The organism is Nocardia terrae, assembly GCF_009760405.1.
GTDB classification, from domain to species: domain Bacteria; phylum Actinomycetota; class Actinomycetes; order Mycobacteriales; family Mycobacteriaceae; genus Nocardia; species Nocardia terrae.
Genome location: NZ_WRPP01000008.1, coordinates 185,376 through 207,694 on the forward strand (window position 1 = coordinate 185,376; position 22,319 = coordinate 207,694).

24 protein-coding genes are annotated in these 22,319 nt (G+C 68.1%); 11 read left to right on the forward strand and 13 right to left on the reverse strand.

What is annotated here, in order from left to right; translation table 11 throughout:
- The first annotated feature begins 81 nt into the window (after positions 1-81).
- Together GPX89_RS33975 and GPX89_RS33980 are read left to right on the forward strand one after the other, a co-directional pair.
- Positions 82-993: a helix-turn-helix domain-containing protein gene (locus GPX89_RS33975; protein WP_157391802.1), complete on the forward strand. Its 912-nt coding sequence runs from the start codon at positions 82-84 to the stop codon at positions 991-993.
- Positions 994-1,131: 138 nt separating this feature from the next.
- Positions 1,132-1,362, forward strand: coding sequence for a hypothetical protein (locus tag GPX89_RS33980; protein WP_157391803.1), 231 nt, complete (start codon positions 1,132-1,134; stop codon positions 1,360-1,362).
- A 7-nt stretch (positions 1,363-1,369) separates the two neighbouring features.
- Here GPX89_RS33980 and crcB (GPX89_RS33985) read toward each other — a convergent pair whose 3' ends face one another.
- Together crcB (GPX89_RS33985) and crcB (GPX89_RS33990) are read right to left on the reverse strand one after the other, a co-directional pair.
- On the reverse strand, positions 1,370-1,732 hold the full coding sequence (gene crcB / locus GPX89_RS33985) for a fluoride efflux transporter CrcB (RefSeq protein ID WP_157391804.1): 363 nt from the start codon (positions 1,730-1,732) through the stop codon (positions 1,370-1,372).
- On the reverse strand, positions 1,729-2,247 hold the full coding sequence (gene crcB, locus GPX89_RS33990) for a fluoride efflux transporter CrcB (RefSeq protein ID WP_328602621.1): 519 nt from the start codon (positions 2,245-2,247) through the stop codon (positions 1,729-1,731). The genes crcB (GPX89_RS33985) and crcB (GPX89_RS33990) overlap by 4 nt, the downstream gene beginning before the upstream one ends.
- Before the next feature lie 327 nt (positions 2,248-2,574).
- Here crcB (GPX89_RS33990) and GPX89_RS33995 point away from each other — a divergent pair, with 327 nt between their 5' ends.
- A complete protein-coding gene (locus GPX89_RS33995; RefSeq protein ID WP_157391805.1) occupies positions 2,575-2,814 on the forward strand; it encodes a hypothetical protein in 240 nt (79 codons plus the stop codon).
- A gap of 92 nt (positions 2,815-2,906) precedes the next feature.
- Here the strand turns inward: GPX89_RS33995 and GPX89_RS34000 are convergent, their stop codons facing one another.
- Together GPX89_RS34000 and GPX89_RS34005 are read right to left on the reverse strand one after the other, a co-directional pair.
- On the reverse strand, positions 2,907-4,079 hold the full coding sequence (locus GPX89_RS34000; RefSeq protein ID WP_157391806.1) for an FAD-dependent monooxygenase: 1,173 nt from the start codon (positions 4,077-4,079) through the stop codon (positions 2,907-2,909).
- Between the two features lie 118 nt (positions 4,080-4,197).
- Positions 4,198-5,025 (reverse strand): helix-turn-helix transcriptional regulator, encoded by an 828-nt coding sequence (locus GPX89_RS34005; RefSeq protein ID WP_328602622.1) that lies wholly within the window; start codon positions 5,023-5,025, stop codon positions 4,198-4,200.
- 249 nt (positions 5,026-5,274) lie between these two features.
- Here GPX89_RS34005 and GPX89_RS34010 point away from each other — a divergent pair, with 249 nt between their 5' ends.
- Positions 5,275-6,576 carry an RNA-guided endonuclease InsQ/TnpB family protein gene (locus GPX89_RS34010; RefSeq protein ID WP_157391807.1) on the forward strand — a complete coding sequence of 434 codons (1,302 nt, stop codon included), beginning with the start codon at positions 5,275-5,277 and terminating at the stop codon, positions 6,574-6,576.
- A 72-nt stretch (positions 6,577-6,648) separates the two neighbouring features.
- Positions 6,649-7,398: an SDR family oxidoreductase gene (locus GPX89_RS34015; RefSeq protein ID WP_157391808.1), complete on the forward strand. Its 750-nt coding sequence runs from the start codon at positions 6,649-6,651 to the stop codon at positions 7,396-7,398.
- Between the two features lie 3 nt (positions 7,399-7,401).
- On the opposite strand, the gene GPX89_RS44035 is transcribed toward GPX89_RS34015, so the two are convergent.
- The 5 genes from GPX89_RS44035 to GPX89_RS34040 all read right to left on the reverse strand — a co-directional run bounded on the left by GPX89_RS44035 (position 7,402) and on the right by GPX89_RS34040 (position 10,982).
- The gene (locus tag GPX89_RS44035) at positions 7,402-7,761 is read right to left on the reverse strand and encodes a hypothetical protein (RefSeq protein WP_198347721.1); all 360 of its coding nucleotides are present in this window, start codon (positions 7,759-7,761) and stop codon (positions 7,402-7,404) included.
- 209 nt (positions 7,762-7,970) lie between these two features.
- Positions 7,971-8,510 (reverse strand): NUDIX domain-containing protein, encoded by a 540-nt coding sequence (locus GPX89_RS34025; RefSeq protein ID WP_157391809.1) that lies wholly within the window; start codon positions 8,508-8,510, stop codon positions 7,971-7,973.
- 45 nt (positions 8,511-8,555) lie between these two features.
- The gene (locus GPX89_RS34030) at positions 8,556-9,041 is read right to left on the reverse strand and encodes a DUF2231 domain-containing protein (RefSeq protein ID WP_157391810.1); all 486 of its coding nucleotides are present in this window, start codon (positions 9,039-9,041) and stop codon (positions 8,556-8,558) included.
- A 102-nt stretch (positions 9,042-9,143) separates the two neighbouring features.
- Positions 9,144-9,698: an NADAR family protein gene (locus tag GPX89_RS34035; protein WP_328602623.1), complete on the reverse strand. Its 555-nt coding sequence runs from the start codon at positions 9,696-9,698 to the stop codon at positions 9,144-9,146.
- A 96-nt stretch (positions 9,699-9,794) separates the two neighbouring features.
- Positions 9,795-10,982: a hypothetical protein gene (locus tag GPX89_RS34040; RefSeq protein ID WP_157391811.1), complete on the reverse strand. Its 1,188-nt coding sequence runs from the start codon at positions 10,980-10,982 to the stop codon at positions 9,795-9,797.
- 167 nt (positions 10,983-11,149) lie between these two features.
- On the opposite strand from GPX89_RS34040, the gene GPX89_RS34045 reads away from it, so the two are divergent.
- Together GPX89_RS34045 and GPX89_RS34050 are read left to right on the forward strand one after the other, a co-directional pair.
- Positions 11,150-12,409 (forward strand): FAD-binding oxidoreductase, encoded by a 1,260-nt coding sequence (locus GPX89_RS34045; protein WP_157391812.1) that lies wholly within the window; start codon positions 11,150-11,152, stop codon positions 12,407-12,409.
- Between the two features lie 133 nt (positions 12,410-12,542).
- The gene (locus GPX89_RS34050) at positions 12,543-13,358 is read left to right on the forward strand and encodes an SDR family NAD(P)-dependent oxidoreductase (protein WP_157391813.1); all 816 of its coding nucleotides are present in this window, start codon (positions 12,543-12,545) and stop codon (positions 13,356-13,358) included.
- Positions 13,359-13,551: 193 nt separating this feature from the next.
- Here GPX89_RS34050 and GPX89_RS34055 read toward each other — a convergent pair whose 3' ends face one another.
- Both GPX89_RS34055 and ctaC read right to left on the reverse strand, forming a co-directional pair.
- Entirely contained in the window at positions 13,552-13,968 is a 417-nt protein-coding gene (locus GPX89_RS34055; RefSeq protein ID WP_157391814.1) for a cytochrome c oxidase subunit 4, read from the reverse strand.
- Between the two features lie 12 nt (positions 13,969-13,980).
- Entirely contained in the window at positions 13,981-15,099 is a 1,119-nt protein-coding gene (gene ctaC, locus GPX89_RS34060) for an aa3-type cytochrome oxidase subunit II (protein ID WP_157391815.1), read from the reverse strand.
- A gap of 313 nt (positions 15,100-15,412) precedes the next feature.
- Here ctaC and asnB point away from each other — a divergent pair, with 313 nt between their 5' ends.
- A complete protein-coding gene (asnB, locus tag GPX89_RS34065) occupies positions 15,413-17,380 on the forward strand; it encodes an asparagine synthase (glutamine-hydrolyzing) (protein WP_328602624.1) in 1,968 nt (655 codons plus the stop codon).
- A 118-nt stretch (positions 17,381-17,498) separates the two neighbouring features.
- Positions 17,499-17,645: a hypothetical protein gene (locus GPX89_RS34070; protein WP_157391816.1), complete on the forward strand. Its 147-nt coding sequence runs from the start codon at positions 17,499-17,501 to the stop codon at positions 17,643-17,645.
- A gap of 33 nt (positions 17,646-17,678) precedes the next feature.
- Here the strand turns inward: GPX89_RS34070 and GPX89_RS34075 are convergent, their stop codons facing one another.
- On the reverse strand, positions 17,679-17,855 hold the full coding sequence (locus GPX89_RS34075) for a hypothetical protein (RefSeq protein WP_157391817.1): 177 nt from the start codon (positions 17,853-17,855) through the stop codon (positions 17,679-17,681).
- Between the two features lie 179 nt (positions 17,856-18,034).
- Here GPX89_RS34075 and GPX89_RS34080 point away from each other — a divergent pair, with 179 nt between their 5' ends.
- Positions 18,035-18,493, forward strand: coding sequence for a DUF6223 family protein (locus GPX89_RS34080; protein ID WP_235948743.1), 459 nt, complete (start codon positions 18,035-18,037; stop codon positions 18,491-18,493).
- On the opposite strand, the gene GPX89_RS34085 is transcribed toward GPX89_RS34080, so the two are convergent.
- The gene (locus GPX89_RS34085; RefSeq protein WP_157391818.1) at positions 18,484-19,428 is read right to left on the reverse strand and encodes a DUF2157 domain-containing protein; all 945 of its coding nucleotides are present in this window, start codon (positions 19,426-19,428) and stop codon (positions 18,484-18,486) included. The two genes, GPX89_RS34080 and GPX89_RS34085, sit on opposite strands and share 10 nt — an antisense overlap.
- A 241-nt stretch (positions 19,429-19,669) precedes the next feature.
- Here GPX89_RS34085 and GPX89_RS34090 point away from each other — a divergent pair, with 241 nt between their 5' ends.
- The gene (locus GPX89_RS34090; protein WP_157391819.1) at positions 19,670-22,303 is read left to right on the forward strand and encodes a hypothetical protein; all 2,634 of its coding nucleotides are present in this window, start codon (positions 19,670-19,672) and stop codon (positions 22,301-22,303) included.
- Positions 22,304-22,319 lie beyond the last annotated feature (16 nt).

Consider the following 22,319-nt stretch of genomic DNA (forward strand, 5'->3'; position numbering starts at 1 on the left):
ACCGTCAATACCCGCGCGCGAACCGATACGATCGGGCGCGACCCTCCCGTGCCACCGGGACCGACACCAACAGGGAACGAGTTGCCTGAATCGACCACCGCCCCAGTAGCTTCCGAGCCGGGCACGGCGGCCGGGCCGACTCCCGCCTCCGCCTCACCGCCGACCCATCGCGTGGTCCAGGCGATCGAACTACTGTCGCGGCACCCCGGTGAACGGCTCTCGCTCGCGCGCATCGTGCGCGCCACCGGCATGTCCCGCGCCACCGCGCACGCGGTCCTCACCCAGCTCACCGCCGACGGCTGGACGGTGCGCGACGGCGACGGAAACTACAGTCTCGGACTGGGCCTGCTGGCCGTCGCCCGCCGCGCGGACACCGCGTTCCCGCTGCGCCGCCTGGCCCTCGACGCGCTGCACGCGCTCGCCGACGACCGGCGCGTACCGGTCTTCCTCGCCGAGCGCGAGAACGATTCGATCGTCATCACCGAGGTCATCGGCACCCCGTCGGTGCCCTGGATCCGCCCCGCCCGCCGCATGCCCTTCGCCCCGCCGGTGTGCCGCGAATTCATCGCCTGGGCACCGGAATCCGAGCGCGAGACCTGGCTGGCCGCCGCCGACCCGCTGCACCGCCCCCGCCTGGCCGCGGTCCTCGACGCCATCCGGGCCCGCGGCTACTCCGTCGAACGACTGGCCGACGAATCCGCCCCCATGCTCGAGGCCCTCGCCGGGTTGCGCCATTCCCCGGTCACCGACCCACTGCGCCACCGGCTTTCGGCCATGATCGCCGACCTCATCACCATCGACTACCTCCCCGACGAGCTGACCGACCACAATGCGGTCGTCTCGGTCGCGGCCCCGATCTTCGCCCCCGGCGGCTCGGTCACCGCCTCGGTCGTCGCTTGCCCCGACACCAACCTGTCCGCGGCCCGCCTGCGCGAGCTGGCCGCCGCCACCATCGACACCGCGGCCACGGTCACCCGAACCCTGCACGCCTGACTCGTCGCGCGTGAGGATTTCGTCAAAATCATCCCATCGCATGATGATTCGCTTTACCTGCTCTATACATTTGCCTTACTTCCGTCTGGAAGAAGCGGCAAGTGGTCACGCCGAAGTGGCCGGAACAGGAGAAGTTCGGTGAACGGGAGGATTCTCGATAGCGCGGCCGTGGCCGCGGTCGTGGTGACCTTCTTCGCTGTCGCGATATTCCACAGCGGAGTCGCGAACCTGCTGGTGGCCTGGTTCGGAGCGGTCGCTCTCGGCTACTACAACGTCTACGTCCGCCACGACCGCAAGCTGGTCGACGACACCGGTGGCACGGGACGGCCGGTGAACCACGCGGCCACGCTGCGCCCCGCCTGGCGCTGAGATCCGATCAGGCCGTCAGGGCCTGAACCACGGTGTAGGACAACAGGGTCGCGCCCAGGCCCGCGACGAGGCTCGTGACGATATTGAGGGCCGCGTAGAGGTAGACGCGCTGCTCGGCGAGCCGGACGGTCTCGTAGCTGAAGGTGCTGTAGGTGGTCAGCGCACCGCAGAAACCGGTGCCCACCACCATCATCCAGGGAGTGGACAGGGCCGCGCCGGAGATGCCGCCCAGCACCAGACAACCCGCGAGGTTGACCGTGAAAGTGCCCCAGGGGAATACGCTGTCGTGCCGGGTCTGGACGGCGCGGTCGGTCAGGTAGCGCAGGGGTGCGCCGATCATGGCGCCCAGGATGATGAGCAACGGGGTCATGCCGCGGCCTTCCGCTCGGTGGAGCGCGTGGCCTCGTAAGCCCAGCGCGCGAGGCGGACCGCGACGAGCGTGGCCAGCAGAGCGCACAGCAGGGTGACCCCGAAGTACACGAAGGCGGTGACGATCGTGTCGGGACGCAGCAGGGCGCGGGTGTCGTTGGCGTAGGTGGAGAAGGTGGTGAAACCACCGAGGATGCCGACGCCGAGGAACGGGCGGACCAGCGGGTGCGCGACCCAGATCTCGGTGACGGCGACCATCAGGATGCCGATGAGGAAGCAGCCGAGCACATTGGTGACGAAGGTGGCCCACGGGAATCCGCCGTGCGGGGTGGGCCACAGCTGAGCCAGGCCGTAGCGGGCCAGCGCGCCGATCGCGCCGCCGACGGCGATCACCGCCACGATCGCGCCGTGCGAGCGGGACAGTTCCCCCCGCTGCGCGGGCTCGTGGATATCGATGTCGGGATCGATGGGCTCATCGTCGCCGGCTCTGCCGAGCGCACTCACCTTGCTGGTCACAGACGTCTCCTACTCCAACCGCCGAAGCGAATTATTGGGGTAGGGACTGTTGGTGGCAAAAACCACGGTTGTTCCGGACCGATCCGGAGCGGCGAGCCCCACCGCCGCAATCTTGTTCAGGCTAGTCGTTCGCCCAGGATACCGGGGCAATGGTGAACGAGATCACGTGGGCGCGCGGGGCCTTGCCGAACCTGAAGATGAGCTGAAGATCTCGGGGCGGAACCGGGGTCGGTCGTCTGGGCGGCGTTGAATGGGCCTCGCGGTCCATGGATCCAGGGCCGGGGGATGGTCACGTGGATCGTATTGATGCACAACACGATACGAGAAGTGATCGACATGCTCAGGAAGATCAACCGAGTGCTCATGGTCGCCGCACTGGCGGCGGCACCGGTGGTGACCGCGGGCATGGCGTCGGCGCAGACCGCGACGCCGGTCCAGACCAGCACCAGCACCATCGTCAAGGACGATCACGGCTGGTGGCGGCACCACTGCCGCGATATGCACGAGTGGTGGCAGCCCAGATGCCAGCATCACGACCGTGATCACCACTGGGATCACCGTCGCTAGCCGGCAGCATCCGTCAGCGAACCAGCGGCGGCCCGCACCGATGGTGCGGGCCGCCGAAACTTGTTGCCGCGAGCCGTCTCTCGCCGTCGTGCTCAGCGATTGGCCAGTTCCGACAGCTGGTAGGCGATGGCGTGGCGGACCGCCGGAACCTTCGTCGCGGTGCCGATGACGAGGTTGCGGATGAGGCGGGCGGGCAGCGGGCGCAGGGTGGCCATGCGGGTGACGCGGTCGGTGAAGGCCACCACACCCAGCGCGACCGGGCGGCGGGTCTTCTCGTACTCGTCGAGGGTGGCCCCGGGCGCGCCCTCGACGACCCTGGCCAGCAGACCGCCCAGCATGGCGGCGTCCTGGATACCGGTGTTCATGCCCTGCCCGCCGGCGGGGCTGTGCACGTGAGCGGCATCGCCGGCGAGCAGGATGCGCCCGGCCCGGTAGTGGTCGGCGACCCGGTGGTGCACCCGGAACCGCGAGCTCCAGATGATCTCCTGCACCTGCACGTGCGCACCCGGACGGCGGGCGTCGACCAGCGCCTGCACATAGGCCAGGTCCTGGTGTTCGGGGGCGTCGGCCACGGTGGCGACGATGCGGTAGCGGTTGGGCTGCGGGTCGGGCAGCGGCGCGACGACGGTGACGCCTTCGGGCGACAGGTGCAGCGACACCTCATCGCGCGGGTCCGGCCAGGTCATGCGGACGTCGGCGAGGACGAAGGATTCGGGGTAGGTCGCCCCGGTGAACCCGATTCCGGCGGCCTCGCGCACCTTGCTGTGCATGCCGTCCGCGCCGATGACCCATTCGGCCCGAATGGAATTCGCGTTTCCGTGGAGGTCGGTGTACTCGACGGTCACCCCCTCGCCGTCCTGTGTGACGGCGGTGACCTCGGTGTGCCGGTACACCTGCGCGCCCGCCTTCTCGAGGCGCGCCGACAGGATCGCTTCCGTGGACTCCTGACCGATCATGACCGTGTACGGGTACTTGGTGGGCAGCCCCTCGAAGCCGATGCGGGCCAGCACGCGGTCACCGTCGTGCAAGGCGAAGTGCGGCACCACGATTCCGTGCTCGTGCAGCTGCTCGGTGACGCCGAACTGCTCGAGCACCTCGAGGGTGCGGGCGTGCACGACCACCGCGCGGGAGGTGTTCGCGCCCTCGGCCAGCTTGTCGAGCAGCACCACGTTCACACCGGCGTCGGCCAGCGCGATGCCCGCGGTCATTCCGGCGGGCCCGGCACCGACGATGACGACCGAGGCGGTAGCGGGGACGGTGTTCATGACGACTCCTGAAGCTCTGCCAACATCTGTTGGCCAACGTCTGTTGAATTAGACGGTACGGCCCGGTCGAAGCCATGTCAACACTTGTTGGCCAACGAATGTTGACCGCACTACGCCCTCAGCCCTCGGTCGCGGCGGCCAGGGACTGGAAGACGCTCGCCGTGCGGGTGTGCGGCGTCGCGCAGTAGACGATCACCCGCTGATCGGTATCCGAGATGTGCAGCACCTGACAGTGAAAATCCAAGGGCCCCAACTCCGGATGCCGGATCCGCTTGCGATGCGTCCGGCGCACCCGGACCTCGTGCGATCCCCACATCTCGGCGAAACGCTTTGAGGTACCGAGCAATTCGGTCACCAGCGCCGCCAACGCCGGATGGCCGGGATAGCGAGCATAGGCGGCCCGCAGGTCGGCCACCACGGCACGAGCGAAGTCGCGGGTATCGGCGTCGGACCACTGCGGATGGTCGGCCGCCTCCCGGAACATCCACCGCACCATGTTCCGCTCGTGATCGGGCACGGTTTCCAGATCCCCGAGAAACGGCCCCGCGGCCCGATTCCACGCCAGCACCTCATAGGTGGCGTCCACGACATACGCCGGTGCCGCAAGATTGTCCAGAATCGTCCGAATCTCCTGCGGCACAGCCTTGTTCGGCCCGGCAACAGCGACCGTCTGCTCCCCCGCCATCCGAAACAGATAATCGCGCTCATCCACGCTCAACATCAACGCCCGAGCCAGCGCCGCCAGCACCTGCCGCGAAGGCTTCGCACCCCGCGCCTGCTCCATCCGGATGTAGTAATCCACCGAAATCCCCGCCAGCTGCGCCACTTCCTGCCGCCGCAACCCCGGCGCCCGCCGATTCAGCCCCTGGGGCAACCCGACATCACTGGGCATCAGCCGATTGCGCCGAGCCTTGAGGAAAGCCGCGAGTTCGCTTCTATCAGCCACGAATCCAGTGTGGGCCAGCAATCCCGTTCGGGGAATGAGATCCAGGAGGCCGTCACCCGACGTCCAGTATTGCCGTCAGCAGCCTCTCCCCGAGGGCAGATTCGGCACAGTCGTTCAACACGGTCAATTCGGACGAGTGCGGCGAGTCCAATGGATGTAGAACATACATTCGATACCGCTGTTATCGTCTCACTATGTTCTTGATCGGAACTGTTGCAACACAGCGAATCTCGGGTAGTTGGGGTTCAGATGCTCGAGTATCGGGTCCATACCGTGCGGGTTGGGGCCGAACATCCGGCCTGGCCGGAACTGGATCGGATGGCGTTGGCCGCGCGACGGCTGCGTAATGCGATCAACTACGACCGGCGTCAGATGTTCTTCGCTGATCTGGAGTTCAACGAGAACATCGACCGGAAAGATCGCAAGACTACTGCGGAATGGAAGGCGTTGCCCTCCAAGGTAGCCCGTGAAGTGTCTCGGGGCTTGGATGCGGACTGGCGCAGCGTCCGCGTACTCCGTAGAACCAAGGGCCGCCGAGCACAGCCGCCGAAGTATCTCCAAGGGCGATCTCGATACCAGCTGCGGTTTTCCATCGACGCCCTTCGCGCACAGCCGGCGAAGCGAGGGATGCTGGGCGTAGCGGGAATGAAGTTGGATTTATGTCCGCTGCCGGTGAGTTGGGACAGGATCAAGGAGGTCCGGATCCTGCCATCGGGACGGGAGTTCGATGTTGAGATCGTATGGGTCAAAACCGTGGCAGAGCCGGTGGAGTCGCCAGATTGGTCACGGGTGGCGGGGGCGGATCTGGGGATCGACAACCTGATCACCGTGGCTTGCGACGATGCGGCCGTGCGGCCGTTGATCGTCGATGGACGGTCGATCAAGTCCCGTAACCGGTTCGCCAACGTCCGTTCCGACCTTTACGCAGCCCTATTACCGAATCTGGAAGGAGGAACCCGGCAACAACGCGATTCCACGCGTCGGGAAGCCCTGTGGCGACACCGAAACTCGGTGGTGAAAGCCGAGTTGCACACTGCCTCCAAACGGGTAGTGGACTACTGCCGCGCCCACCATGTCACGACCCTGGTGATCGGATGGAATCCCAACTGGAAAACCCAATCGACCACCCAGTCGACCATGGGCAGGGTCGGCAACCGCCGATTCCGGTCGATTCCGCACCGCGTCTTGGTCAACCAGATCACCTATAAGGCACGGCGATACGGGATCACAGTCCTGGAGACCGAGGAATCCTATACATCCAAGACCAGCGTGCTCGCCGGTGAGCTGCCAGTGAAACACCACGAGTACGCAGCACAGCGGATCAACCGAGGACGCTTGAAAGTCCTTGCTACCGGCCAGATCCTCAACGCGGATGTCAACGGCGCATGCCAGATCGCGCGGAAATGTAAGCCGGAGGCCTTCTCCTGGGCCAACGGTGTAGCGGGCGAGGTGGGCCTGTCGCGACCTCTCGAGGTCGTGACAGGAGGAGGTCGCCCCGGTGTCAGGACACACCTCGGTGTGAAGTGCATCGAAGGAGACACGAGTTCATGAAAATGGTCAAGTGCTCCAACCTGGTACAAGTTGGTCCTCCCGCCGAAACGGCTGAGGGGCGATGCTTTTCACATGAAATCAACAGCATTTATCACAGGCGCCAACAAAGGCATCGGGTTCGAGACCGCTCGGCAGCTCGCGACGCGAGGCATGACGGTTCTGCTCGGGGCGCGGGATCCCGAGCTCGGGCAGGCCGCGGTCGACAAGCTGCGAGCCGAAGGAGCCGACGCACACTGTGTTCGGATCGATGTCAGTGACGAGGAATCCGTTGCCGCGGCGGCGGCCCGGATCGAGGCGGACTTCGGGGCGCTCGACGTTCTCGTCAACAATGCCGCCATCAGCGGTGGGATGGAGGGGGACGGGAAGCCCTCCTCGGGCAGCCTCGCCATGCTGCGGCGGGTGTACGAGACCAATGTGTTCGGGCTCGTCGCCGTCACCAATGCGATGCTGCCGCTGCTGCGGCGGTCCGCGGCGGGGCGGATCGTGAACGTGTCCAGCGAGGTCGGTTCGCTGGGTGGACGCACGAATCCGCACAATCCACTGTCGCAGATGGTTTCGGCGATCCCGTACACCTCGTCCAAGACGGCCGTGAACATGGTGACGGTCCTGTACGCGATGGAGTTGAAGGACACCGCGATCAAGGTCAACGCCGCCAATCCCGGCTACACCGCCACCGATCTCAACGGCAACAGCGGGTTCCGCACCGTCGAGCAGGGCGCGGAACCCAGCGTCCACCTCGCCACGCTGCCCGCCGACGGCCCGACGGGAACGTTCTTCGGCTACATCTGGGGACAGGAGGAGTACGGGCAGATCGAATGGTGAGGGCTACCAGCTGCCGATCGACGGCGGCTCCCCCCGATGCCACATGTCGCCGCCGTCGCGCCGGCAGCGCGGCTGCCACCATTCGTGCAGCTGACGGCAGTGGTGATCGAACCAGAAGTCGCCCTGGCCGCCGAAACCCCCTTGGCCGCCTTGCCCGTTCTGGCCGCCTGGGCCGCCCTGGCCACCTTGATCACCGGGGCCGCCCTGGTCACCGGACCCGTCCTGACCGCCTTCGCGGTGGCCGGTGGCGGTGATGCCCGCCGGGCCGGTGGGCGGGGCGGCCTGGGCGACGGCCGTGCCGGTCGCCAGGGGAGCCATGAGCAGGGCGGCCGCCATCAGCGCCGGCCGGAGTCTTCTCAACATATCGATCGCTCTTCGTGTCGCAGTGTGCACCAATGCGATCCATGATCATTTCCCCCGGCCCTTCGATGCGTGGACCGCGCCGACGATTAAACGCCGTCCGCTTCACGGCGCAAGCGGTGTTGTGGTTCGGCTTCGGCGAGTCTTCAGGTTTTCATGGTGATAAACCGTCTATCCGGCTGAACTACGAGCGGACGCAACGCCGACCAGGGTCAGTTCCCGGCGCCACGCCTTTCGTGCAGCAGCAGAAAGGAATACGCGGCGACGGTATCGGCGTCAATGATCACGCCTGTCGAGATCATGTCCTCCAGTTCGCCCCGCGTGAACCAGGCGGACTCCATGTCCCGCTCCGAGGGCTCCCGCTCGTGCGGCCCCTCGGTGAGCTCGGTGGCCAGCACGACATACCCGTACTGCGTGCTGGTCGCCGGTGCCGGGGAAACCTTCCCCAGCAGCGTCAGCTGCCCGGCCCGTAACCCGGTCTCCTCCCGCAACTCCTGCCGCGCCACCGCGATCGGATCGAACTCCCCGCCCGGCACCGCCCCACCCGGAAACTCCCAGCACCTGCGCCGCAGCGGATACCGGTATTGCTCGACCAGGTGGAACCGCTCCCCATCCCAGGGGATCACGACCGCGAAGTCCGCCTTCTCGAGAAACGCGTAGATCGTCTCCTCACCATCGGCCTGCCGAACCCGGTCTTCCCGCAACGTGATCCACCGATTCGAATAGATCTCACGCGTCCCGATCGTCTCCATCCCCCGATCCTCCCCCACCTCCGACCAGGATCAGGGATCTCGCTTCTATTTGGTGCGCGGCAGGGGTGCGCGGTCGGCTACGCCGGTCCAGGTGGTCTGCGCGCCGGAGTCGCCGATGCGGTAGATCTGGACGGTGGCGGCGACACTCGCGGCGATGACGAGAACCGCCATGCCGCCCACGAGCAGCCGGGACGGGGTCTGACCGCGGGTTTCGCGGCGGTGCACGAAGGCCAGCAGGGCCGCGCCGAGCAGCAGCGGGAAGGCGAAGAAGATGAAGGTGTCACCGAGGTGAGTGTGGTTGTGCAGATCCGCGGTTCGCGGCACCCGCTTCTCGAGCCACTCCCCCGCCTCGGTGGTCACCGGTGTCAGCACCAGTACCAGCGCGGCCAGCGCCAGCACCAGCCATGCGAAACGTTGCCGCGCGGCCGGCCACACCGCGGACAGCACGCCCAGCACCGCGGTGAGCGGCACCAGCACCACGATGGCGTGAACGAGCAGAATATGGGCGGGCAAGCCATGAATCGCTGACATCGGCGACTTCCTGTGAGGGGACGGACAACGCGTCAAACTCTCCACACACTTGCTGTGACAACGCTGAGTCCCCGCGGCGAACCCGCTGTCACCGGTGATCCGTCAGTGCTGGCGGGCGGGAGCCAGGGCGTCCCGGGCGTCCATCAGGGCGAAACCCAGCAGGTTCTCGCCCCGCCATCGAGAAGGGTCGGCGGCGGCCGGGTTCTCCGCGCCCAGGCCGATGCCCCAGATGGTGTCCCGCGGCGCGGCTTCGACCAGGACCTTCTCGGTGGTGGCGAGCAGGAAGTCGCGGAGTAGGTCGTGCTGGCCGAATTTGGCGATGCTGCCGCGCAGGACGATGTCGTAGCGGTGGGCTTCCCAGGTGTCCTGGTCGAAGCCGGAGATGGCGCGGCCCAGGCGTTTGGCGTCGGCGGGGGTGCCGCTGGCAAGAATGCGGGTGCGCATGGGCTCGTCGCCGAACAGGCGCGCCTTCTCGGCCATCATGAAATGTTCGGCGCTGCCGTAGGTTTGGCCGTCGACGGTGAATTCGATGGGCCACCACTGGCTGAGCACCCATTTGCCGACCTCGTGGCCGGGGGTGCGGGTGTGCCCCCAGAAGAAGAGGAACTCCGGTCTCGCCCCGTCCGCCATGTCAGCTGTCAGCTGCGCCCTGTCCACGCCGCGACCATAGCCGACGCGGGTGACACGGTCGCGTGGATATCCCGCCACGCCGCACCGACGCGCCGCGCCGCGCGACTTCCCGCGCCCGCGTGGTCAACTCGCCAACGCGCGCAGCCGGGTCATGATGTCGGCGGGCGGATGGTCGTGCACGCGGTAGCGGGGCGGGTGGTAGTCGTCGCTCGGTTCCAGCGCCACCAGCCGGGCCACCTCGTCCCAGGCGACCCGGAAGACATCCCCGCCCGCGCCGACGAAGCAGATGAAGTCGGCCTTGGGTAGCAGGTTGGGGATCCCGTCGGGCCAGGAGGTCATGGTGGTCTCGGCGCCGTCGGGGTCGCGCAGCGCCAGCAGCTCCGGAATGCCCAGTTCGCCTTCCCTTTCGGCCCTGAGTCGTTCGGTCTGCGCGTGGTAGACGCCGACGGCCAGCTGGATCTGGGCGTGGCGGATGGCGGTGTGGGCGGGATGGTCGGAATCGACGTGGAACGGGATCAGCTCGCCTTCCTCGTCGACGGTGTAGGGCACGGTCGAGAGCGGGCGCAGGGCGGCCTCGTGGCGCTCCTGGGCCAGCGACATCAATTGCACCGTGATCTCCGGGGTGGCACCGAGCACGACGAACATGCCCAGGTGCCCGGGTAGGAAAAGCAGTGGGCGCGTTTCGCTCCGGGTTCGCACCCCGGCCAGCCAGCCCGCCACCAACGGTAGCGATCCGACATAGCTCTCGCCGTCGTCGTCGGCGAACTCGAGCACCCGCACGCTCTGCGGCGGATCGAACGCCTCCATGGTGTTCATGGCCAGCTCGGTGAGATTGGCGTGCGCGATCGAATACACCGTCTCCGCGTCCACACCCCAGCGCGAAAGATCCTGTTCGGTCACGAATTGCACGGTGCGCGGCAGATCGATGACCACCAGCTCGGACAGGAACGGCAGCGACGGCCGGGCGAGCACCCGGTCGTGCCCCTGCGGCCCTTCGACATTCGCCGCACCGTAGCCGGCCCGGCGCAGCACCGGTCGCAGCTTGGTCGCCACCTGCTCCCAGTCCGCGGGCGCGTCCGGCGGTAGCAGCAGGTTCTCGACGGCCTGGAAGAGTCCGGCCCCGATCTTCCCGTCGAAGCGTTGATACAGGGTGTCCAGATTGAGCCTGGCCGCGTATCCGTTCTTCAACCGGTAGGCGATTTCGTAGGCCCGTTCGTCGTATTCGGCCGATTCCACGGCGTCGTAGGCGAGGACCTGTTCCAAGACTCTTCTACCGAAGCGATTTCGCCACACCCCGCCCAGAAAACCCATGGCGCGGACTCTACGCGCGGACGGCGACCAACGCTCCCCGCAAACCCACAGGGAACCTGTGTGCCATAACCGAAAACCCGCTGTTCACACGGTGTCTCACCGGTGGTCGGTCAGACGCCCGTCCAAGTACGAGCACAATGCGCGTGACTATGGTTAGCTGTAGCGCCATGAGCACGCCCGTCTCCACCCACCCCGACGAATTTCTGCCCCGCGACACCGCGGATGTGGTTCGGACCGTTCGGGATTCGCGACGTTCGACGAAACCGCTGATCATCCGGGGTGGGGAACGGCCGGACGAGGAGCTCGCGCTGCCGGATCAGGGCGGGGTGCTGAGCCTGCGCAAGATGAACCGGGTCCAGGTGGTGGACGCCGACGCCCGCACGGTGCGGGTGCAGGCGGGCGCGCGGCTCTACGACATCGACCGCACCCTGGGCGCGCACGGGCTCGGGCTGCCCATCGTCGGCGATCACCGGGACATCACCGCGGGCGGCTTCGCGGCCGTGGGCGGGCTCTCGGCGGCCTCGCACCGCTACGGCATGTTCAGCGACAATGTGGTGGAGCTCGAATACGTCGATCAGGACGGGCGTTTCGGCACCTGCGGGCGCGCCCACCACGCGGAGCGCTTCCGCCGGATCCTGGGTGGCGGCGGGCGCACCGGGGTCATCACCGCGCTCACCCTGGAGGTGACCGGGGTGGACAAGGACCGCACCTGGCTCACCACCGACGCGCACCGCTTCCTGGACTTCGACACCTGGGTGGAGCACTCCTACAAGGCGATTCAGTCGCCGGGCGACGCCATGCTGCAGGTGGGTCGCTGGGTGGACACCGCGCCCCTGAAGGTCGCCCGACCGGTCGGTACCGGAACCGTGCAGCTGGGCACCGTGCGCTTCGGCCAGTGGTCGAGCCTGCACCCCACCACCCCCAACCTCTCGCTGCGCGCCCGCCGCGAGGTCGGCGCGCGCGCCCGAAAGTCGCTGGGCGCCATCGCCGCCTCGGCGGGCGGCCGCGCCGGTATGCCGGTCCGCAATGCCGCCGCCGGCGCGCTCATGTTCGCTCCGAAGGTGCTGACGCTGCGCGACGCGGAGTATCTGGCCGATACCGTCATCTCCTCCTCGGAGCGCGGACCGGCCTACCGCGTCTCGGTTTTCGCGCCGCTGTCGAACTACGCCCGGGTCTTCCACGGCCTGCACGACCTGTTCGCCGGACACCGCGAGCGCACCGGCTGCTTCACCGTCATCTCGGCCATGACCTACGGTGTGCGCTCCCGCTACCTGCGCGAACTCGATGACGAGGACCACGGCTTCATCACCTTCACCTGCCGGCTGCGCCCGGCCGCGCTGCCCTCGGAACTGTTGCGGGACATCGTTTCCGCAATCGACGAGATCTGTGTCGCCGAACGCGCCCGGCGTTATGACCCGACCGAATAGAATGTGTTCCGCCGCACTGCCAGCAATCGGTTAGCAGCTTTTCTTCAGCGCAGGCGTGCGGCGGTATCGGCGCTGTCGGCGGGGTGCCGGTGCATGGTTCATGCTCAATCCTCAGATGAAGGTTGCCTGTCCCATGATCGAATTCCGTGCTGCCCGCCGCCCCCGCTCCGCCGGTTCCCTCGCGGGGGAAGTGCCCATATCGGGTAAACGCATAGTCGTCACCGACGCCACCTCCGAGATCGGGCGGGAAACCGCGCGACTACTGGGATTTCACGGCGCCGAGGTGATCCTGGTCGCGCGCAACGGCTCCCAGCTGGTCGAGGAGTGCGCCACCATCGTCCAGGCCGGGGGCCGCGCCCACTGGTACCGCTGCGACATCTCCGCGCTCGGCGATGTGGACCAGCTGGTCGAATGGCTGCTCACCGAGTTCGAGACCGTGGACGTCCTGGTCAACAACACCGGCCGCCCCGCCCGCCGCCCGGTCCTGCAGTCCCTGGACCGTTTTCGCGACTACCAGCGCATGATGGCCGCCTACTATTTCGGCCCGCTGCGCCTGACCCTCGGCCTGCTGCCCGCCATGCTGGCGGGCGGTTCGGGCCACGTGGTCAATGTCGGCCCCTGGAGCGCCGAAACGGGCGCGGCGCCGAACTTCTCCTCCTACGCCGCCGCCCAGGCGGCCTGGACCACCTTCGGCCAGTGCGCCGACGCCGAACTCGCGCCCCGCGGCATCCACGTCACCACGGTGCAGTACCCGGCCTTCCGGCTCAGCCCCGAATCCCCCACCTACCATTCGGATTCGGGACTCGATCCCGCCGAGGCGGCCCGCTGGATCGAATCGGCCATCCGCACCGGACCCGCCCAGCTCCAGCCCCGCTTCCCCCGGGCCCTGCTCGGCTTGGCGACCATGGCCCCCCGCACCACCCGCCTGAAGCACGCCCTGGGCATCTGACCCGGACGAAACCCGAAGGCCCGCGGTATCTCCCATGAGGGGGAAGGCGGGGTGCCCGGAGGACGTTGCGGACACCCCGCCTTTCGAAACCCATTCCCCGGCAGTTCCATTCCCGGGCGGTCCGCACCGGACCGGTTCGAACAGCAAAGCGCCCCATCCGAACTCGGATGGGGCGCTTCAGAAGCGTGCTACGTCAGTGCTTTTCCGGGCCGAGGTGGTACTCGAACACCAGACCGCCGGCGGCGACCAGGACGCAGGCAACGCCGATGCCGATCAGCCAGAACTGGAAGAACGCCAGGCCCAGGGCGGTGATGGAACCCGCGGCCGCGAGCAGGATGGGCCAGAACGAGCCGGGCGAGAAGAAGCCCAGGTCGCCGGCGCCGTCCACGATCTCGGCCTCCTCGTAGTCCTCGGGACGCAGGTCCAGACGACGGGCGACGAAGCGGAAGTAGGTGGCCACGATCAGGGCCAGGCCCGCCGACAGCACGATGGCGGTGGTGCCCGCCCACTCGACGCCCGTGCGGGAGCGGCCGGTGAAGTAGCCGTAGACCACGGCCACGATCACGAAGAAGACCGTGATCAGTTCGAAGATGCGAGCTTCGACCTTCATGTCAGTTCATCCTCACTTGGCGTCGGCGAGTTCGTTACCGCGCGCCTTGCGGTCGGTGTTGAACGGCTTGGTGGAAGTGGCCACCGGCGACTCGCCGATGCTGGCCAGCGCCTCGCCATTGGTCGCGAGCGGGTGGTCCTTCCGGAATTCGATGTACTGCTGGAACTTCTCCGGCGTCACCGCGCGGATCTCGAAGTTCATCATCGAGTGGAAGGTGCCGCACATCTCGGCGCAGCGGCCGACGAACGCGCCGGTCTTCTCGATCTTGGTGATCTGGAAGACGTTGTCCGAGTTGTTCTGCTTCGGGTTCGGCATGACGTCGCGCTTGAACAGGAACTCCGGCACCCAGAACGAGTGGATGACGTCGGCGGCGGCCAGCTGGAACTCGATGTTCTTGCCGGTCGGCAGGACCAGGACCGGGACCTCGTCGGAGGAGCCCTTGGTCTCGATCAGGTCGTAGTTCAGGTACGAGATGTCGTTGGCCGGGAGGCCGGCGTTCGGGCCGGGCTGGGGGTGCCCGTCCTTGGTCCGGTTCTCGTAGCTGGTCTTGGTGTCCTCGTTCATCTTCTGACGCGCCTCGTCGACGCCGTTGTAGATGGAGCCGTCGGCCATCACGACCTTCTGGTACCCGAACTTCCAGTTCCACTGGAAGGCGGTCACGTCAACGGTGACATCCGGGTTGCCGACCTTCTCGTGCACGTAGTTCTGCACGACCACGGTGAAGTAGAACAGCACCGCGATGATCACGAACGGGATCGCCGTGTAGCTCAGCTCCAGCGGCACGTTGTAACCGGTCTGGCGCGGGAACTCCGGGGAGTTCGGCTTCTTGCGGTGGAAGATGATGGTCCAGAAGGTCAGACCCCAGACCAGCACACCCATCGCCAGCGCGGCGAGCACGGACCAGGTCCACAGCTCGCGCATCTTGGTGGCCTGCGGCGTGATGCCCGAGGGCCAGCCGAATCGAAGCCAAACGTTGTCGATCGAGCAGCCGGAGACGAGCATCGCGGTCATCCCCAAGGACACCGCCAGCCCGGCCCGCCGAAGGATGCGGCCCCGCCGACCCTGGGCGGGTCGTGCCCCTATCGCCTCGCTCGCCTTGTGCGCCACGCTCAACGCCTTCCTGGTCGTCATTCCGACACCGCGTCGCCCGAGCTCCCTTCCGCCGGGCGACACATTTTCAGCACAGTTTGGGTCTCGCGGGAGGATACGCGGCAACGCACAACCGACCCTGAGAGTTTCCCAAGTACTACGCAGCGTAGACCAAGAAACAGCCCTTGTTGTGACGGGGTCCGGTTCGACACTCCGGAAACCTCATAAGCACTGGATATGGGCTCTGGCGGCGGGATCTGCCCGGGTACGGCATACTCGGGCAGTAGGTTTCGCGTTCGCGTGCCCGTGCGGGTGCGCCCCAATCCTTTGATTCCGGAAAGAGGTTCTTGCCGCAGTGTGTGGACTGCTCGGATTTCTGACAGCTAGCACGGCTACCACCCCGGATGGCCGGACGGTCGAAACCACCGCGGCGCAGGTGTACGAGGCGCTGCACTGTCAGCGCCACCGTGGCCCCGACGAGCGCGGCACCTGGACCGACGAGCACATGATCTTCGGCTTCAACCGCCTGTCGATCATCGATATCGAGCACTCGCACCAGCCACTGCGCTGGGGTCCGCCGGAGAACCCCGAGCGCTACGCGATGACCTTCAACGGCGAGATCTACAACTATCTCGAGCTGCGCGCCGAGCTGAAGGAAGCGCACGAGGCCGAGTACGGCGACGCGCCCATGTTCCGTACCGAGGGCGATGGCGAGGCCATCATGGCCGCCTTCCACTACTGGGGCGCGATGGCTCCCGGCCGCCTGCGCGGCATGTTCGCCTTCGCCATCTGGGATACCCAGCTGAACAAGCTGTTCCTGGCGCGCGACCCGTTCGGCATCAAGCCGCTGTTCATCGCCACCGGCGACGGCGGCACCGCGTTCTCCAGTGAGAAGAAGAGCCTGCTGGGACTGCTTCCGGCACTGGAGCTTTCCGACGCGCTGGATCCGCGCGCGCTCGAGCACTACACGGTGCTGCAGTACGTGCCCGAGGCCGAGACCCTGCACAAGGACGTCCGCCGCCTCGAATCCGGTTGCTACGCCTGGGTCGAGCCGGGCGAGGCCCCGCGGGTGACCCGCTACTTCAACCCGCAGTTCCGGGTTCAGAAGCTGGCCACCGGTTCGGAGAACAAGCTCTACCGGGAGATCGCCGAGGCGCTCGAGGACTCGGTCGCCAAGCACATGCGCGCGGACGTGACCGTGGGCGCGTTCCTGTCCGGCGGCATCGACTCCACCGCCACCGCGGCGCTGGCCATCCGGCACAACCCGAACCTGCTGACCTTCACCTCGGCGTTCGAGCGCCAGGGCTACTCGGAGGCCGATGTGGCCGCCGAGACCGCGGCGGCCATCGGCGCCAAGCACTACGTGCGCATGGTCTCCCCCGAGGAGTACGCGGCCGCGATTCCCGAAATCGTCTGGTATCTGGACGAACCCGTCGCCGACCCGGCGCTGGTGCCGCTGTACTTCGTGGCCAAGGAGGCCCGCAAGCACGTCAAGGTCGTGCTCTCCGGCGAGGGCGCGGACGAGCTGTTCGGCGGCTACACCATCTACCGGGAACCGCTGTCGCTCAAGCCTTTCGAGTACCTGCCCAAGGGGCTGCGCAAGCTGGTGGGCAAGGTCTCGGACCGCATTCCGGAGGGCACCCGCGGCAAGAGCCTGCTGCACCGCGGCTCGCTCACCATGGAGGAGCGCTACTACGGCAACGCCCGCAGCTTCAACGACGCCCAATTGCGTTCGGTGCTGCGGGAATTCCGCCCCGAGTGGACGCACCAGGACGTGACCGCCCCCATCTACGCCATGCAGGGCTACGACTGGGACCCGGTCGCGCGCATGCAGCATCTGGACCTGTTCACCTGGCTGCGCGGCGACATCCTGGTCAAGGCCGACAAGATGACCATGGCCAACTCCCTGGAGTTGCGCGTCCCCTTCCTCGACCCCGAGGTCTACAAGGTCGCCGAGAAGATCCCCTACGACCAGAAGATCACCAAGGACACCACCAAATACGCCCTGCGCCAGGCGCTCACCGACATCGTGCCCCCGCACGTGTTGAACCGCGCCAAGCTCGGCTTCCCGGTCCCCCTGCGCCACTGGCTGCGCGGCCCCGAACTCTACGACTGGGCCCGCGCCCAGATCACCGAGTCCGGCACCGACCACCTCCTGAACAAGCAGGCCATCCTGGCCATGCTGGAAGCCCACCGCACCGGGCCGATCGACCACAGCCGCCGCCTCTGGACCTTGATCATCTTCATGATCTGGCACGGCATCTTCGTCGAGAACCGCATCAAGCCCGAGATCCAGGAGCCGACCTACCCGGTCAATCTGTAACCCTCGGGCCCTCGACAGCGGACTTTCGCCTCTGTGACGGACCGGTGCACTGAGCGATCTTGGATAGGCAGCGCCAGCGTGGTCGCTGCCCCAAACGTTCGTGCACCCAGGAGTTCGCATGAGCCACACCACCACCGCCCAACCCCCAGTCCGCCGCGTCCGGCACGGTGTCGTCTGGCCCGACCCCAGTCCGCTGGATGCCTGGTGGCACAGCGTCATGTTCTCCGAAGCCGACACCACACCCCGAACCACGATGACGGCCTGACCCCACACCGATTTCCGCCCGCGGCAGGGCGGTTCAGGATCGGTGCACCGTGACCAGGCCGGATTCGTAGGCGAGGATGACCAATTGGGCGCGGTCACGGGCGGCGGCGGCCGCCGCGATCAACCACGCCAGTTGCAGCGCGTCCCGGCCCCGGGCGAAGGCCATACTGGCGATCCCCCGGTCTCCGAAGCGGATTCGCGCCGTGCTCATCGCAGCACCCTAGCCGCAATCCCGCAGCCGGAACTCCTGCCCGCGCGGTATCCGCCGACTACCGCGGACGCGGTAGTTCCACCGGCGGTACCGCGGGCGCGGCAGCCCGGATACGGCGGCGACCGCAGCACGAATTGTCCACGTCCACAGGATGATCCGCCGCGTACACGGCGCACAAGATGAAGGGGCAGTCGCGTCGTCCGACAAAGGAGCACCCCATCGCCGCCCGCCAGCTGTCCGCCGCCGTCCTCACCACCCTCGTCACGGGGATCGCGTTCGCCGCCCCCGCGGCGGCCGCGGTTCAGCAGACCGCCGCGGTCACGGGCATGACCTCCGGCCGTGTCGCCCCTTCACTGACCGCACTCGTAAGTCTGTTCAGCGTGGTCATCGGCGGCTCGACCCTGACCCGCATCGCCCGTGGACGCGCCGGGAACGCTCGACGCGGGGCGACGGCCGGCCTGGTCTCGGGTCTGATCGGCCTCGTGCTGGGCAGCGTGCTCACGGCCACCGCCGCGGGCGGTCCGGGCACCGGCAACGGGATCGTCGCGTCCTGGGCAGCCATGGGGCTGGGCACGATCGGCCTGATTCTCGGCGGGCTCGTCCTGAACCGCTCCCGCGACACCGTCGGTCACGAATGATCGCGTACGAGACGCATTCCGGCGATTCCGAGCAGCACCGCGCCGATCAGCACGATGACCGCTGCCGCGCCGGTGGAGTGATCGGTCCAGTGCCAGACCGCGCGAGTGACGGCCGCGGCCACGCAGAAACCACCGCCGAGCACCAGCACCGGTGAGCGATCGGTGACATACAGCGCGAAACAGGCCGCACCCATGAGCAGCACCATCGCCACGACCCACAACCAGTTGCGATCCGCGAATTCCGCGCCGATGACGCCGATCACGATGCCGCCCGCGTACCCGGCCCAGCTGGGGACCGCCAGGCCGATCCGGCTGAGCGCCAGCCACATTCCGCCCATCGCCAGGACGGCGATCCCGACCACGAAGTCCGGGGCATGCGCCCAGGATTCGAGCATCCCGCCCACCGCCCAGGTGCCGAAGCCGACGACAGCCACCAACCCGAGCAGCGACGGCAGCGCCCGATACCCCGCCACGGCCACCACCGCCGCGACCAGGACGGCCCACACCCAGTTCCCGTCGTCGGTGTCGGCTTGCAGGACCGCGACGAACCCCGCGCTGGACAGCGTCGCCAACGCGAACAGGGCCGCCGCCAGCCGCATTCGCGTGGTCCGCACCGGCCTGCGCTCGGTGAACAGCTGTTTCGGCCCGGCCAGCACCACCCCGGCGACCACCAGCAAGGCGGTGACGAAGGCCAGCGCCAGCGCCTGCCCGAGCCGATCCAGCCGGCCCCAGGCCGAATCCATCAGCAGCACAATCCCACCCAGCAACAGCCCCGCCCCCGCGTACGCCGCGATCTCCGCGAGCACCCGCCCCGCGGGCGGCCGCGCCCGCTGCTGCTCCAGCGCCGCCACCACCGCATCGCGTTGCTCGGCGGTCAGCACCCCGTCGTCGACCAGCCGCCCGAGAGCGGCCCCCACCGTCTGATCATCGCTCATGCCTCATTATCTGCAGCCGCCCCGCTCGCGTATCCGAGGCGACACGGACCTCCGCGGCGGCTCTGGACCGCGCATCGCTCGCGGCCGAGGGCCGCCCGGTGGCTCGGTGTCGGTTCGGTCGCGGGATGACCCGCGGTCTCGTTCCGGTCCGGGCAAATCGGATAGGGTCGGGCGCGAGTGGGGCGGGTTCCGGGTGGCGTCTCCACCGTGGTCAGTGCGGTTTCCCGGCAGGAGTGACGGCATGAAATGGCGTAGGTCACGCGATAACGGAGAACAGCGGGCGCAGCCCGAGCCGGTACGCGAGCCGGTCGCGCCGGTGCGGGCGGCGGCGGTGTCGCCGGTCCGGCAGCGCTTCCACGAACGGCTGACCGCGGCCGACGCGGAGCCGGAACCGAGCGCCCGGGCGCGGGCGATGCTGGCGGGGGTGCACGAGTTCCTGGCGCTGGCCGAGGATGCCGAGATCCTCGCCGAGCGGGCCGTCCTGCTGGCCCGGGCCGGGGAGATCGGCGCGGCCACCCCGGACGCCGGGGTGCGGCTGGTCTCCCGGCTGCGCGGCTGGTTCGGCCTCGACGAGAAGCTCGCCCGGCAGGTGCTCGGGGCCTGGATGGCACGTCCGGAGGCCGCGTCGTTCGGTGAGACGTGGTCGGCGGCGAGCGAACTCATGACCACTTCGGAACCGGTCGGTTCCTGGGTGACCACCGCGGTGCTCGCCGACAACTCCGTGGTGTCCGCGACGTTCCGGGAGCTGGCGCGCACACATCTGGTCGAGATGGTGGACGCCGACTTCGGCACCCACGAATTCACCGGATCGGCGTCACCGGTGTGGCAGGTGCTCTACGCGCTCGGCCCGGCGACCCGCCCGGAATGGTTCGTACTGTTCGGGGATCGGGCGGCGGGGCGCGGTGAGGAGGCCGAGGCGGCGCGGCGGTACGAACTGGCCGACCGGTTCGGCGGCGGGACCCAGGCGCGCGAGCGGTTGAAGAAGCTGCACGACATCGGCGCGCATCAGCGCCTGCTGAACGGTGCGACAGCGGCGGACGCCCTGCGGGGACCGGGGACGCCGAGCCCGTATCGCCAGCTGCTGATCGGGACCGCCGCGGTGATGACCGGCCGACCGGCGAGCGCGGCGCTGAGCGAAGCGGGGCGCGACGGGGACGAGAATGTCCGGCGGGCAGCCGGATTCGTCTCGGCACTCGATCGGCTCCGCGACGGCGACGAGCAGACGGCACGCACCCGGCTGCGGGGCTTCCTGGCCGACACCACGGTCGCGGACGGCCCCGGAGCCAACGCGCGACTGGTGCTCGGCGCACTCGACGGCGACGACGAACTGCTCACCGCCGGTGCGCGCATGCTGCTGGCGCGCTACCGCGAGCACTGGCCCACCCATTCGATGGTCGCCCCCGCGACCGTGCTGACGGCGGTGTCCCGCACCGATTCCGGGCTGCTGACCGAGCTGATCGGCGACGCGGACGCCGGATCGCCCGGCGCGGGCGGGGATCTCGACGCCATGCGGGTCGCCACCGCGCGAACCTATCTCGCCGAGGCGGCCCGCGCCGCGCTGTTCTCCCGCTTCGAGGAGACCGACCGCCTGCTCACCCAGGCCCGCCAGCTCCTGGCCGGGGCCGAGGGCGACGCGGCGAATCTCCTGCGCGACACCGCAACCCGCATCGCCGACACCATCGACCGAATGCGGGCGAAGACGTCCGTCGAACGACCGCTCGACCGGCTGGCCTTCGCCGCACTGCGCGAGGACGGGACCGTTCAGCCCTGGACCCCAACCGCATTGCGGCTGTGGCAGGACTACGACGCGGCCACCTCGACCGGGCAGCGCACAGTCACCCGGGCCGCGCCACACAAGGCCGCTGGAGCCGCGCCGCATGACGTCACCGGGATCGTGCCGCTCGAACCATCCGAGGCCGGGCCGTGTGATGCCACGGGGACCGGACCGCGCACGCTGCACCATCTGGCCATCGCCGAGCACGCCCGCGCCTATCAGCTCGAAATCGCCGGTGACGACACGGCTTTCGAACATTGGCGACGGGCCATCGGCTACTGGGCGCGATTGGGCGCGGACGATCGTTTCTGGGACGACCTGCGCACTCGCCTCACCGCCACGGCCGGTGATACCACCCCCGAGGAGGTGGCGATCGCCGTCGACGAGGCCCGCGGCGAGCTGCCCGCACAGGTGCTCGATCCGCACGTCACCCTGGTGCTGCAGCTGCGCAAGGACGACTTGCCCAGGGCGCGAGCGCATCTGGACCTGATCCGCACTGCGGCCTTCGCGCCCGCCGACATCGACCGCGCCCGCGCGCGACTGGCCCGCGAAGCCGGTGCGGGCATCCGGAGACTCGTCCGCGAGGGCGACCTGGACCGCGCCCTCGCCGAGGTGCGGGCCTGGATCGACATCGACTCCGACAATATCCCGCTGGCCGAACAGGCCCTCGACGTCGGCATCGAGACCGCCGAGACCGAACACCGCCGCTCGGATCGGGAGTGGGCCGAACGCGCCCGGCCCGTGCTGGAACGCATTGCCGACCTGGTGGATCCGATGCGCGCCCGGCTCGGCCTGACCTCCCGGCAGCTGTCCACCGGCCGCCGCCCGGCCACCGGCGAATCCGATCGGATGGCCTTCGCCGCCAAGCTGGCCCGCCACGAGTTCTGGCACGGCACCAGCCTGCTGTTCTCCACCTACGACCGGCTCAAGCGCAATCCCTACGACGACCGGACCGGATTCCGCCGGGCCGCGGGCCATCTCAATACCGCGCTCATGCTGGGGCTGCCCGCCCTCGCCCCCTACGACAAGGCCCGCGAACTGCTGGTCGCGTCGGGGAAGCTGGAGCGTTCCATCCAGGGCCACGCGCTGGGCTTCCTGTGACGAGAGCGAGCGAATC

Bases quoted from the DNA above. Each gene is read 5' to 3' on its own strand.
- GPX89_RS34040 (WP_157391811.1), bottom strand. From the start codon at position 10,982: ATGGGTTTTCTGGGCGGGGTGTGGCGAAATCGCTTCGGTAGAAGAGTC.
- GPX89_RS34015 (WP_157391808.1), top strand. From the start codon at position 6,649: ATGAAATCAACAGCATTTATCACAGGCGCCAACAAAGGCATCGGGTTC.
- GPX89_RS34070 (WP_157391816.1), top strand. From the start codon at position 17,499: ATGAGCCACACCACCACCGCCCAACCCCCAGTCCGCCGCGTCCGGCAC.
- GPX89_RS34010 (WP_157391807.1), top strand. From the start codon at position 5,275: ATGCTCGAGTATCGGGTCCATACCGTGCGGGTTGGGGCCGAACATCCG.
- GPX89_RS34080 (WP_235948743.1), top strand. From the start codon at position 18,035: ATGAAGGGGCAGTCGCGTCGTCCGACAAAGGAGCACCCCATCGCCGCC.
- GPX89_RS34025 (WP_157391809.1), bottom strand. From the start codon at position 8,510: ATGGAGACGATCGGGACGCGTGAGATCTATTCGAATCGGTGGATCACG.
- GPX89_RS34085 (WP_157391818.1), bottom strand. From the start codon at position 19,428: ATGAGCGATGATCAGACGGTGGGGGCCGCTCTCGGGCGGCTGGTCGAC.
- GPX89_RS34075 (WP_157391817.1), bottom strand. From the start codon at position 17,855: ATGAGCACGGCGCGAATCCGCTTCGGAGACCGGGGGATCGCCAGTATG.
- GPX89_RS34090 (WP_157391819.1), top strand. From the start codon at position 19,670: ATGAAATGGCGTAGGTCACGCGATAACGGAGAACAGCGGGCGCAGCCC.
- GPX89_RS34055 (WP_157391814.1), bottom strand. From the start codon at position 13,968: ATGAAGGTCGAAGCTCGCATCTTCGAACTGATCACGGTCTTCTTCGTG.
- GPX89_RS34030 (WP_157391810.1), bottom strand. From the start codon at position 9,041: ATGTCAGCGATTCATGGCTTGCCCGCCCATATTCTGCTCGTTCACGCC.
- GPX89_RS34045 (WP_157391812.1), top strand. From the start codon at position 11,150: ATGAGCACGCCCGTCTCCACCCACCCCGACGAATTTCTGCCCCGCGAC.
- GPX89_RS34050 (WP_157391813.1), top strand. From the start codon at position 12,543: ATGATCGAATTCCGTGCTGCCCGCCGCCCCCGCTCCGCCGGTTCCCTC.
- ctaC (WP_157391815.1), bottom strand. From the start codon at position 15,099: ATGACGACCAGGAAGGCGTTGAGCGTGGCGCACAAGGCGAGCGAGGCG.
- crcB (WP_157391804.1), bottom strand. From the start codon at position 1,732: ATGACCCCGTTGCTCATCATCCTGGGCGCCATGATCGGCGCACCCCTG.
- GPX89_RS44035 (WP_198347721.1), bottom strand. From the start codon at position 7,761: ATGTTGAGAAGACTCCGGCCGGCGCTGATGGCGGCCGCCCTGCTCATG.
- GPX89_RS34000 (WP_157391806.1), bottom strand. From the start codon at position 4,079: ATGAACACCGTCCCCGCTACCGCCTCGGTCGTCATCGTCGGTGCCGGG.